Origin of the sequence: Limosilactobacillus rudii (assembly GCF_014145455.1) — a bacterium.
Lineage (GTDB): Bacteria > Bacillota > Bacilli > Lactobacillales > Lactobacillaceae > Limosilactobacillus > Limosilactobacillus rudii.
Genome location: NZ_JACIVB010000063.1, coordinates 166,372 through 178,166 on the forward strand (window position 1 = coordinate 166,372; position 11,795 = coordinate 178,166).

At 40.7% G+C, this 11,795-nt stretch carries 9 protein-coding genes, 2 tRNA genes and 2 rRNA genes; 3 read left to right on the top strand and 10 right to left on the bottom strand.

Going from position 1 to position 11,795, the window contains the following annotated elements; translation table 11 throughout:
- Positions 1–13: 13 nt before the first annotated feature.
- The 3 genes from H5S39_RS11420 to H5S39_RS11430 form a co-directional block, all read right to left on the bottom strand.
- On the bottom strand, positions 14–868 hold the full coding sequence (locus H5S39_RS11420) for a DsbA family protein (protein WP_182597185.1): 855 nt from the start codon (positions 866–868) through the stop codon (positions 14–16).
- A 15-nt stretch (positions 869–883) separates the two neighbouring features.
- Positions 884–1,999 (bottom strand): NADH-dependent flavin oxidoreductase, encoded by a 1,116-nt coding sequence (locus H5S39_RS11425; protein WP_182597186.1) that lies wholly within the window; start codon positions 1,997–1,999, stop codon positions 884–886.
- Between the two features lie 109 nt (positions 2,000–2,108).
- Positions 2,109–2,471, bottom strand: a complete 363-nt coding sequence (locus tag H5S39_RS11430; RefSeq protein WP_182597187.1) for a phenylpyruvate tautomerase MIF-related protein — start codon at positions 2,469–2,471, stop codon at positions 2,109–2,111.
- A 112-nt stretch (positions 2,472–2,583) separates the two neighbouring features.
- Between H5S39_RS11430 and H5S39_RS11435 the strand changes: the two genes are divergently transcribed.
- On the top strand, positions 2,584–2,952 hold the full coding sequence (locus H5S39_RS11435; protein ID WP_182597188.1) for a winged helix-turn-helix transcriptional regulator: 369 nt from the start codon (positions 2,584–2,586) through the stop codon (positions 2,950–2,952).
- A 56-nt stretch (positions 2,953–3,008) separates the two neighbouring features.
- Here the strand turns inward: H5S39_RS11435 and tpx are convergent, their stop codons facing one another.
- Positions 3,009–3,509, bottom strand: a complete 501-nt coding sequence (tpx, locus tag H5S39_RS11440) for a thiol peroxidase (protein WP_182597189.1) — start codon at positions 3,507–3,509, stop codon at positions 3,009–3,011.
- Between the two features lie 188 nt (positions 3,510–3,697).
- Between tpx and H5S39_RS11445 the strand changes: the two genes are divergently transcribed.
- Positions 3,698–3,973 (top strand): hypothetical protein, encoded by a 276-nt coding sequence (locus tag H5S39_RS11445; protein ID WP_182597190.1) that lies wholly within the window; start codon positions 3,698–3,700, stop codon positions 3,971–3,973.
- Between the two features lie 36 nt (positions 3,974–4,009).
- Here the strand turns inward: H5S39_RS11445 and H5S39_RS11450 are convergent, their stop codons facing one another.
- Positions 4,010–4,783, bottom strand: a complete 774-nt coding sequence (locus H5S39_RS11450; RefSeq protein WP_182597191.1) for a hypothetical protein — start codon at positions 4,781–4,783, stop codon at positions 4,010–4,012.
- A 50-nt stretch (positions 4,784–4,833) separates the two neighbouring features.
- Positions 4,834–7,392, bottom strand: a complete 2,559-nt coding sequence (locus H5S39_RS11455; protein ID WP_182597192.1) for an SEC10/PgrA surface exclusion domain-containing protein — start codon at positions 7,390–7,392, stop codon at positions 4,834–4,836.
- 214 nt (positions 7,393–7,606) lie between these two features.
- Here H5S39_RS11455 and H5S39_RS11460 point away from each other — a divergent pair, with 214 nt between their 5' ends.
- Entirely contained in the window at positions 7,607–7,936 is a 330-nt protein-coding gene (locus H5S39_RS11460; protein ID WP_182597193.1) for a helix-turn-helix domain-containing protein, read from the top strand.
- 667 nt (positions 7,937–8,603) lie between these two features.
- On the opposite strand, the gene H5S39_RS11465 is transcribed toward H5S39_RS11460, so the two are convergent.
- The 4 genes from H5S39_RS11465 to H5S39_RS11480 form a co-directional block, all read right to left on the bottom strand.
- Positions 8,604–8,676: transfer RNA gene (locus H5S39_RS11465), tRNA-Thr, on the bottom strand.
- Between the two features lie 163 nt (positions 8,677–8,839).
- A tRNA-Asn gene (locus tag H5S39_RS11470) sits at positions 8,840–8,912 on the bottom strand.
- A gap of 5 nt (positions 8,913–8,917) precedes the next feature.
- Positions 8,918–9,034 (bottom strand): 5S ribosomal RNA (gene rrf / locus H5S39_RS11475).
- A gap of 88 nt (positions 9,035–9,122) precedes the next feature.
- Positions 9,123–11,795: ribosomal RNA gene (locus H5S39_RS11480) — 23S ribosomal RNA — on the bottom strand; the annotation flags it as partial.

Here is an 11,795-nt window from a genome sequence, read left to right on the forward strand (position 1 = left end):
TATCCTCCTTTCATTATGCTTTACGATAAAAAATAGTTGACTTAACTTTCTCTTTTTCTAATGGAGTCTCCTTCAACAATTCGACAACGTCTTTTTCTTCAACATCAAATGCTTCCTTTAACTCAAGACTTGAAATGTGGGGATGGCAATTTATGAAAGCATTAATAGTTTCGCTATTTGCTTCGATCCTGCTTGCTTTTATCTCGTCATCTGTAACTTGCTTAATTAACCTTTGCCATTCATCATATTTGGGAATTCCTTTAATGATATATGATTTTCCGTTATAAGTAAGAATATAAGCAGGCAATTGATCAATCTTCATTTGTTGCATAATTTGCTGTGACTGTGCCAAATGCCCTTTAACGCCAGTCGAATTATAACGTGATTCAAATTGTGATTGGTCTATTCCAAATTTACTGGCTAGTGCTGTTAAATATTTAATATCGTTAGTTTGTAAATTATTAACAACTGTGTCATATTGCATTTCATAAAGAACTTGATTTTCTTTTTCAGAATCATTACCAGCAATCGCTAAAAAGCCAAGATTAAGTGGAACTGACGAAAGGTGTTCTTCATCAAAAAGCCGTTCATTTCCACCCATGTAAATTGGCATTCCTGCAATTTGTTCTTCTTGCAAATATACCTGCATTAACCGTGTCCAGTATTGATTAAGAGCAACTTTTTTTCCATACATTTGGGTCACGTTCGGATCAACAAGGTCATATACATTTTTTACCAACTGCCCCATCATAAATTTAAAATCAATTTGGTCACCGTAATGCGTTTCAAGTTTTCTCATTGTTGGCCATGTTTCCCATAGCATCCCCATCATCGGGTCGGTAACTGTTGTAATTGTTAATTTTGCCATTATCATCAATTCCTCCTATCGTTGCTTAACCTTTGGAAACATTGCATTACCAGCTAATGTCCCATAAAGCATTGCTGGCGTGAACCGATAAGAGTCCATCTTATTCCAGTCAAATTCACTTTGAACCTCATCTTCCTTACCATCCTTAATCATTTGGACAAGGTGCGGATTCAATTCAACTGCTCCACCAACGGCAAGGAAATCAGCCCATCCTGTATTAAAGGCTTTCAATCCATTTTCTTCGGCAAAGAGGTCACCAACACCGATAAATGGTACTTGACCATTAATACGACGGTGAACTGCTTCCATCCGGGTAACATTTTGATCGCCACCACGGCGTACCTTCTTGTAGAAGTTCCACAAAGAAATGTGAATGTATTGTAGCGGCTTCTCAACCAACCGATCTACAAGTGCAAGCGTTTCTTTCATTGTTAAACCGTCTGCCCCCGGTTCTTCTGGTGAGAAGCGGTAGCCAACAATAAAATCAGGACGATTATATTTTTGTCGTACTTCATCAACTGCGTCAATTATTGCCAGTGGGAAGTTGAAACGCTTTTCCATTGTTCCTCCCCAGTGGTCTGTCCGGTGATTGTAAGTTGCTGAAACAAATTGTTGAATCAACCAACCGTTTGCACCGTGAATTTCGACACCATCAAGTCCAGCCCGAATCGCTAGTTCAGTCGCATAAGCAAATGAATGAACGATTTCGCGAACTTCTGCATCAGTCATTTCACGAGCGCCAAAGTATGATAACTCACTTGGGCCCCACACTCCGTTACCACGGGTCATTGACTTATCAGCGTGAACACCAGCATGGGCTAATTGAATAACTGCCTTAGCACCTTGTTCGTGTGAAATCCGTGCATATTCCTTTAAGTTTTCAAGATGATCTTCACTAAAAGCATTCGGTGATTCAAAACCGATTCCGCTTGGGTGAACATTTGTAAATGGAATTATCCACATTCCAAAACCGTTAAAGCGATCATGCCAAAACTTTATTGATGCAGGTGTTAATTCACCATCAGGGCCTGCATCATAAACTGTTAATGGAGCAACAACGAGACGATTTTTAATTTCAACACCATTATTGAGTGTATATGGTTGAAATAGTGGTTCATATTTTTTGTTCATAATTGAAAACTCCTTTGTTTTTTATTGTTATATTCATTTTATCTTCTAGAGATATTTTTTAAAGTACGCACTTTTTTCTTCCTTAAAGGCTAAAAAAATTAATAACTTACTATAGATAATCTCGTCGGTCAATATACTGTCCCTGTACACCCCAACTGCTAATATCATCATATTTAATATATAAATGATCAGGCTGGATACCTAAAATGTCATAAAATGCTTTAGTAATATCAGCATTTAGTCCTTCGTAACCAATATGATTTTCAGTACCAAAAATACTTACTTCAATATACGCTAGAGGTTCATCACCTTTTCCACGTAAGTAAAGTGGGTAATTATCTTGAAAACCAACCATTAAGACATCCTCACTTTTTCCGGGGACATTTGCAATCGCTAATCCTAATCTCTTCTTTAACATTAGTTCCTTATTCTTAGGAATCTTAATATTTACTCGTGACATAATAAATGGCATTTTATTCACTCCTTTATCTCTTGACTAAGTACAAAAGTAATTGTATCTTGATAGAAAGAGAAGGACAAGTACGCACTTTTTTCTTCCTTTAAATTTATTTGGAGGGATTAAAATGGATCAAAATGAATTCGATAAGAAAATAAAATACTTTCATGAAAATATGCCTAAGGAATGTCCAATACTTTACTCAATGAAGATTATCGGCTCAAAGTGGAAAATCCCCGTCATGTGGTATTTGATGCTTAACGATGGTCAGCACTACAACGAACTAAAACGCAGTATTGGCTCAATTACGAATACGATGCTAACAAAGAGTCTCCGTGAATTAGAAGAGGATGGCTTACTCAAACGTGTATCCAAAGGAACCGTTCCGCCATCAGTTACCTATCACTTAACTGATACAGGAAAGAGTTTAATCTACACAATGGGCGATCTTTTTGAATGGGGAAAGAAACATATGGAAAAGGAAACACAGAAATAATCAAAAGCGAGACTTCACCACATCTTTTAATGTAATGAAGTCTCGTTTTTAAACCTTTATTTTTTCAATTGTTCTTTTAATGCTGTAATTGCTTGATCATAATCTGGTTCGTCGACTAATTCGCTAACAATCTCCCGATAAACAACTTTACCATTTTTATCAAGAATCCAAACCGACCGTGCTAGAATTCCTTCATCTAGAATTAATAACTTTGATTCATAACCAAACGATTCTTCAGTATCAGCAACTAATTGCATCTTCTTAACGCCTTCAGCAGCACACCACTTTTGCTGATCTGCAATGGTATTAGTTGAAATAGTTAAAAAGTTAACATCGCTAAACTGATCCATTGTTGAGTTAAAGTGCTTAGTCTGAATGCTACATACTGGTGTATTAATATCAGGAACTACACTCAATAAGGTAACCTTACCAAGTAATTCTTTCATTTTAATCTTATGGTTATTCTTATCAAAAACCTTAAAATGAGGGAATTCATCACCTACTTTAGGCGGATTACCAACTAATTGATGCTTTTCACCATTGATTGTGATTTCCATTCAGCTACACTCCTTTTATTTAGGTTATGTTTAGTATAACTAAAATACCAATAAAAATCATTATTAATAAATGTATATCTAAGTATACGAAAAGACCTTACGATGAATGCTAAGCGCAAATCAAAAAGTAACTGAAGTCGGTACCCGACTGAACAGCTTCTGATAACAAAATCAGGAGGTACGTTATTATGTTAAATTTACAAGAGACAATTAATAAACGCGTGGAGGAAGTCAAAGAAGACCTAGAATTACAAGTTGGTTATCAACTTTCTGCTGAGCAAACTGACGAATTAAGATTAACAGGAAGAATTGGAATCGATATTATAAAGTTTGCTCCTTATTTAAATAAGGTTGTGACCTATCTTAATGAATCAAATAGTAAAGATGTCGGTTGGGAATTAGCGCTTAATACTATTAGCGGTGACTTTGAAATTACATTAAAAGGTTGTTATTTATTGTTCTAATAAAAAAGCCCCGGATAATCCGGGGCTTTTATTTACTTACGCCTTTTTACTAATAGACTTCTTAATACCAGCAAGTAGCGTTTGATGTATCAAATAATAAGAATCGGATGTCAAATAGTTGAACAAGTCTACAACTATTCCTATGATAATAATAATTGCTATAACTATTAAATCATAAGTTATCATTTTGCTATCAATACTTGTACCAGCCTTGACTATTATTATCCCTTCAACAATAACACCTAATAGAAGAGGTAATTTCAAGATTCCACTAATTATTTTCATTATTTTTTCAAATTGATTATCGAGTCTCTGTCTCTCTTTAATTCGCTGTGACAATATAAAATACAGGTATTGTTCCTTATCTCTAAATTCATCATTTTCAAAAATCTCCTGTACTGAATTAATCATATCACGAGAAGCAGTTGAAAATTTGCGGTTTCCTCTTCTTCGCAATTTGTAATAACAATACCCACAAATAGCATATCCTAAAACAATCAGCCCCATTATAATCCACAAATTCCTACATCTTATGCACAGTAACAAAAATATTATAAATACACCAAAGGGAATATCTGCTACTAAACGTTTTATACGATAAGCTTTACGCAATGCAGCTATATTATTCTTGATGTCTCTCTGTTTTAAGAATTCATTTAAATCTTCATCCACATCTAATGGTATTTCCTCTATCTGTTTTTTAGGAGTCTCCTCATCATTTTGCAGATCTTCTTTCTTGTCCTCTGACACTTTTTCTGATGTTGAGGTACTATTAACCGCTTTCGTAGTTTCATTTATCTTATCTTTCATAAAGCCTCACTCTACCTTTACTAAATACTAAAACAAAGTCGTATTATAGTTTATTGCTCACGTTTTTTAGCAACCAAACTAATACCAAACATCGAGCTAATTACACCTAATGCTATTACTGCCAGCGAATTATTATTACCAGTTTGCGGTAATTTTCTATATTGTTCCCGAGTCATATGAACGGAAGAATTAGTAACTCCTTTATTAAAACTAGTTGAAACTACTTCAACTTTTTCTGTTTCAGAACTATCGTCTTTCGTATCCGGCTTCAAGACAACTTCTTGACCGTGATCAGTGGTGTAGTGGTCTTGTTGACCCTTGGCAGCGGCCGATGGATCATTCTTAGTAAAGAGCTTGTCATGCAATTGTTGATATTCAATGGCATGTTGGTTCTTTAAGTTAGTTAATTGTTGGTCAAGTTGGTGCTTCTTGTTAGTCAATTCAAGTTGTAATTGGTTGATTTGACTTTGAATGGCGTTAATCTTGTCATCGTCGAGTTTAGCAACTTGTTGCTTTAACACAGTTAACTTTTGATCAGCATCAGCTTTGATGTTGGCTAATTTAGTTTCGTGATTCTTTCTTAAGGCCGCTAACTTGGCGTCTAACTGAGCTTTAAGATCATTGTTAGATTCAGGTTGGACCTTAATTTGGGTAATCTTAGCTTGATAATCCTGTTCTAACTTGTTCTTGTTGGCAACGAACTGTTCGTTAGCGTGCTTGACGTCGTTATTGTATTTAGTCTCGACGGCAGCAAGTTGTTGCTTTAACTGGGTAACGTGAGCGTTATCCGGAGCAGCATTGCCGGCTAAGGTATTGATATTAAGATCACGATTGCTCTTTAAGGTAGCTAACTTAGCCTTGGCGTCGTTAAGGGCGTTTTGATCGTTGTTAGCTTGTTGCTGAGCGGCTGTTAATGCGGCTTGAGTTTGATTGAGTTTAGCTTGATCAGCGGCAAGCTGTTGCTGAGTTTTAGCTAAGTTAGCCTTGGCCGTGGCGTCAACTTGGTTTGGCACGTAATCTAAGGAATCAGACACGGCGGCGTCAGCGGGATCAGCGAAGGACATGAATTCGAAGTGGCTTAAGTCGATATTCGATGCGTCGGAATTATATGCAAAAAATTCATTGTTTTTTCCTTGAGAAACGCTTAATCCAAGCATTGCTTTTGCATGTCCGTTTTTATTTCCGTTATTCCAATCTTGGGTTATCATTGACAATATTGAACTATATAAATATTGTATTGTAAGGTTAAATGCGGTGTTTACCTTGGTATTCAAATATTTTTTATTATTGTTACCTAGACCTCCGCCTAGACATTCACCAATATTTTCTAAGTTATATTTAGCCATTGCTTGATGAATTGTTGTCATATCGTGGCCGGCATCAATAATCCAGTTTTGTTTGGTGTATTGATCAGTAATCCAAGTGGCTTCATTGATGGCTTTATCATTGATCTGTAATGGCAAAGTGCCAATTTGTTGGCGCATGTAGTTTAAGGTTTTAATAATGTAAATTGAAAGAAGTTTAGAAGATTTAGCGTCTAAGCTACCGTTGGCATTGTACCCGAGATCAAAGTTTAAACCGTCGGGAATGTCATATGTGCCATCGGAAACGAACTCACCAGGATTAATATCATCGGTATCTTTGCCAGCTTTTAAGGCTTCAACAAATGCAGGGTTTAACTTAATACGGGGATAAATTTTATCAATCAATTGTAAAGCTTGATTGTAAGTTAAGTGCTGACCTTCTTTTAAGTTGTCAATGCTGTCGTTAGTAGTTGTGCTAGTTTGCGCATTAACGGCGGCTTGTGCGTTGTTAACTAAAGTTTGGTCGTGCTTAACGGCGTCACTGGCGGTATTAACAGTGGTTTGAGCAGCGTTAACAGCCTTATTTGAAGCGTCGAGCTTAGTTTGGGCATGATCAACAGCGGTTTGAGTCGCATTGATTTGACCGTCAACTTGAGCCGTGGCATCCTTAACGCGTTGGTCGTGGGCTTGTTGAGCTTGAGTTTGGTTAGCCGTAATTTGAGCGTTTAAGTTGTGAACGTCAACGTCATGGCTAGCTTTTAGCTTGGCAAGATCAGCCTGGTTAGTCGCGTTTAACTTAGCTTGATCATTTTGATATTGTTGCGCAGCTTGGTTAAGCTGCTCTTGTTTTTGAGCCGGCGTAACAATATGCTGGCTAGCATTAGCCAAGGCCTGTTCATTAGCGACCGTTTGGGTTTTAACGGCTTGATTGTAGCTGGCATTTTCTTGGTCAATTTGCGCTTGGGTGTTAGCATTAATTTGTTGCTGGCCGTTTGTCAAGGCTGTTTGCTGGTCACTAGCTTGTTGGGCCTTAGCAGTAGTTAACTGCGCATTTAACTTGGCAGTTTGCTGGTCGGTTTGAGTTTGAGCTTCTTGAATGGCCTTAGCGTTATTATCGGCCATGGTATTTTCTGCTTGGGTTTGTTGGTGTTTTAAGTTATCAAGTTGTTGCTGAGCGCTAGTTTGCTGACTAGTTTGTGCAGGTGTAGTTTCGTCAGCGTGCGCCGTAGTGGTGGTAGCAACTGCACCGGTGGCAGTTAAGGCGCCGGCAACGGCAACTGATGTGAGTAAATGATTCTGTGTCATTGTTATATTTCCTCCCTAAGAAAAATAATTACTTAACCTATAGACTAGGTAGCCGCTATTATGGTACACCTTGCAATGTTTTAAATCAACATCAGTGCATATATAAAAATGTGTACTAATACACATATGCAACGATAAGTATTTATGTATTCCGTTCCAAATAGAAAAGCTCCCTTATATCCTTGATATAAAAGGAATAAAGTGAGATTAAACTATGAGAAAATTACTAGGTGAAAACATTGCTAACCGTCGACATCAATTAAATATGACTCAACAACAACTAGCTGAATTGAGTGAACTATCAATTAACTTCATTTCCAGACTAGAACGTGGTGGATCGAGTGACGTTTCTTCATCTACCTTATTAAAACTAGCCACCGCTCTTAACACTTCAATGGAAAGTCTAATGACAAATGGTAATATCACCACTCCGACAAAAAGAGGTCCGCAACTGACTCAATTAATTAATAAACTTGAAGGCTATGATTATGCAAAAGCCGAAAGCCTCAGTAAAGCTATCCTGCAAATTTTGAACGAAAAATAAAGCCCGACCGTTCTGGTCAGGCTTTTATTTTAGAGTTCTAATTCATAGTCATTATTCTTTTGTTGCACTTTCATCTGACGTAAGTACCATTTTGTTCATCGGTGCGGTACTTTGCCTTAGACTTTCTTCAGATCTCACTTCGCAGTGGACACCCTTATCCTCATAACTACTACATCCCATACGGACTTTCACCGCCTAGTTAATACCCACGCCGACCGCGCACCTAAAAAACACCCCTCAATATTAAAAGCTAAAGTGCCTTTATATCAAGGGGGATCAAACTTTATTGAAGTCTTTAATGGCAACTAAAAACTCAAAGGTTCTAGTCGAATATTCATTGATATATCAATACTTCACCACTTAAAATTGCCACATGTGTACATATAATAAAAACCTCCACTATCAAGTATGATAGGGAGGAATTACAGTGGTGCAAGTGGTAGGCTGGTTAATTCCTACCTTTGTACTTCAAAATCCATTTGTATCATATATTGATTACCTACTAGCGTCAACTAAACATTACTTATAATTAATTTACTTACTGAAATGCACATAAAAATGAGCATAAAGCCCATCATATCAATAAATACAACAAAAAATAATCCTTGATATATCTTCGTAAAACATTAATATATCAAGGATTAATAAACTTTGTGAGCTTTAATAATGCCAACTAGAGGAATCGAACCTCCGACCTTCTCTTTACGAGGGAGATGCTCTACCGACTGAGCTAAGTTGGCAAATAATCAACGTTTATTATTATATCATGCTAATTAGCTGGTGAAAATACTTAATTCAAATTATTAAATAAAATTGCGAATTTCCTTGTATTATCGAAAGCTTTACATAGATGTATAAAAAAAGAAGTACCGATTAACTAAAATCGATACCTCTCATTAATAACTCCGGCAGTCAGACTCGAACTGACGACAACCTGATTAACAGTCAGGTGCTCTACCAACTGAGCTATGCCGGAATAACGCGTGGCAACGTCCTATCCTCGCAGGGAGCGATCCCCCAACTACTTTCGGCGTGTTGAAGCTTAACTTCTGTGTTCGGCATGGGTACAGGTGTATCCTTCAAGCCATCATCACCACACTCTTTGTCCTTCCGGACGAGAGCTTATGCTCTCAAAACTAAATATTATCCTCTTCCTCTATTCCCTTTTCCAATAAACCACCGCTCCTTGGTTAAGTCCTCGACCGATTAGTAATGGTCCGCTCCACGCCTCACGGCGCTTCCACTTCCATCCTATCTACCTCATCATCTCTGAGGGGTCTTACTTTCCCGAAGGAAATGGGAAATCTCATCTCGAGGCGAGTTTCACACTTAGATGCTTTCAGCGTTTATCTCGTCCATACTTAGCTACCCAGCGGTGCTCCTGGCGGAACAACTGGTACACCAGCGGTATGTCCATCCCGGTCCTCTCGTACTAAGGACAGGTCCTCTCAAATTTCCTACGCCCGCGACGGATAGGGACCGAACTGTCTCACGACGTTCTGAACCCAGCTCGCGTACCGCTTTAATGGGCGAACAGCCCAACCCTTGGGACCGACTACAGCCCCAGGATGCGATGAGCCGACATCGAGGTGCCAAACCTCCCCGTCGATGTGGACTCTTGGGGGAGATAAGCCTGTTATCCCCAGGGTAGCTTTTATCCGTTGAGCGATGGCCCTTCCATGCGGAACCACCGGATCACTAAGCCCGACTTTCGTCCCTGCTCGACCTGTCTGTCTCGCAGTCAAGCTCGCTTGTGCCTTTACACTCTGCGCATGATTTCCAACCATACTGAGCGAACCTTTGGGCGCCTCCGTTACCTTTTGGGAGGCGACCGCCCCAGTCAAACTGCCCACCTGACACTGTCTCCCAGCACGTTCAGTGCTGCGGGTTAGAGTGGTCATATTGCAAGGGTAGTATCCCACCAGCGCCTCCGTCGAAACTAGCGTCCCGACTTCTACGGCTCCTACCTATCCTGTACAAGCAGTACAAACACTCAATATCAAGCTACAGTAAAGCTCCATGGGGTCTTTCCGTCCTGTCGCGGGTACCCTGCATCTTCACAGGGATTTCAATTTCACCGAGTCTCTCGTTGAGACAGCGCCCAGATCGTTACGCCTTTCGTGCGGGTCGGAACTTACCCGACAAGGAATTTCGCTACCTTAGGACCGTTATAGTTACGGCCGCCGTTTACTGGGGCTTCAATTCTGAGCTTCGCTTACGCTAACCCATCCTTTTAACCTTCCAGCACCGGGCAGGCGTCAGCCCCTATACTTCATCTTACGATTTTGCAGAAACCTGTGTTTTTGATAAACAGTCGCCTGGGCCTATTCACTGCGGCTGACCTTCCGGCCAGCACCCCTTCTCCCGAAGTTACGGGGTCATTTTGCCGAGTTCCTTAACGAGAGTTCTCTCGCTCACCTTAGGATTCTCTCCTCGACTACCTGTGTCGGTTTGCGGTACGGGCAGTTAACTACTCCTTAGAAGCTTTTCTCGGCAGTGTGACATCGGCAACTTCGCTACTTTAATTTCGCTCCCCATCACAGCTTGTCAACCCGGATGCAAACATTTGACTCGCATCCTGACTTACTGCTTGGCCGTACTCTTCCATTCGTACGGTTTGCTTAGCCTCCTGCGTCCCTCCATCGTTAACGCAGTTAACTGGTACAGGAATCTCAACCTGTTATCCATCGCCTACGCCTCTCGGCCTCGGCTTAGGTCCCGACTTACCCTGGGAGGACGAGCCTTCCCCAGGAAACCTTAGTCATTCGGTGGACAGGATTCTCACCTGTCTTTCGCTACTCATACCGGCATTCTCACTTCTAAGCGCTCCACCAGTCCTCACGGTCTGACTTCGCCGCCCTTAGAACGCTCTCCTATCACGTGCACGTAGTGCACATCCACAGTTTCGGTAATATGCTTAGCCCCGGTACATTTTCGGCGCAGGATCACTCGACTAGTGAGCTATTACGCACTCTTTAAATGGTGGCTGCTTCTAAGCCAACATCCTAGTTGTCTATGCAACTCCACATCCTTTTCCACTTAGCATATATTTTGGGACCTTAACTGGTGATCTGGGCTGTTCCCCTTTCGACGGTGGATCTTATCACTCATCGTCTGACTCCTGAGTATAAATCAATGGCATTCGGAGTTTATCTGAAGTTGGTAACCCATGACGGGCCCCTTGTCCAAACAGTAGCTCTACCTCCACGATTCTTTACCTCAAGGCTCCCCCTAAAGAGATTTCGGAGAGAACCAGCTATCTCCAAGTTCGTTTGGAATTTCACCGCTACCCACACCTCATCCCAGCCATTTTCAACTGACACGGGTTCGGTCCTCCAGTGCGCTTTACCGCACCTTCAACCTGGACATGGGTAGGTCACCTGGTTTCGGGTCTACAACTACATACTTCTTGCGCCCATTTAAGACTCGCTTTCGCTACGGCTCCGGCTTTTCCGCCTTAACCTTGCATGCAATCGTAACTCGCCGGTTCATTCTGCAAGAGGCACGCCGTCACCCTTTAACGGGCTCCGACTGCTTGTAGGCACATGGTTTCAGGAACTATTTCACTCCCCTTCCGGGGTGCTTTTCACCTTTCCCTCACGGTACTGGTTCACTATCGGTCACTAGGGAGTATTTAGCCTTACGAGATGGTCCTCGCGGGTTCCGACGGGGTTTCACGTGTCCCGCCGTACTCAGGATCCTGAACAGAGAGTGTGACGTTTCGTCTACGGGGCTCTCACCCTCTTTGGCACAGCTTCCCAACTGTTGCGACTACGTCGCACTTTGGTAACTCTATTGTTCAGTCCTACAACCCCAGTAAGCAAGCTTACTGGTTTGGGCTCTTCCCCTTTCGCTCGCC

Coding starts and splice junctions, on each gene's coding strand:
- H5S39_RS11420 (WP_182597185.1), bottom strand. CDS start 868: ATGGCAAAATTAACAATTACAACAGTTACCGACCCGATGATGGGGATG.
- H5S39_RS11425 (WP_182597186.1), bottom strand. CDS start 1,999: ATGAACAAAAAATATGAACCACTATTTCAACCATATACACTCAATAAT.
- H5S39_RS11430 (WP_182597187.1), bottom strand. CDS start 2,471: ATGCCATTTATTATGTCACGAGTAAATATTAAGATTCCTAAGAATAAG.
- H5S39_RS11435 (WP_182597188.1), top strand. CDS start 2,584: ATGGATCAAAATGAATTCGATAAGAAAATAAAATACTTTCATGAAAAT.
- tpx (WP_182597189.1), bottom strand. CDS start 3,509: ATGGAAATCACAATCAATGGTGAAAAGCATCAATTAGTTGGTAATCCG.
- H5S39_RS11445 (WP_182597190.1), top strand. CDS start 3,698: ATGTTAAATTTACAAGAGACAATTAATAAACGCGTGGAGGAAGTCAAA.
- H5S39_RS11450 (WP_182597191.1), bottom strand. CDS start 4,783: ATGAAAGATAAGATAAATGAAACTACGAAAGCGGTTAATAGTACCTCA.
- H5S39_RS11455 (WP_182597192.1), bottom strand. CDS start 7,392: ATGACACAGAATCATTTACTCACATCAGTTGCCGTTGCCGGCGCCTTA.
- H5S39_RS11460 (WP_182597193.1), top strand. CDS start 7,607: ATGAGAAAATTACTAGGTGAAAACATTGCTAACCGTCGACATCAATTA.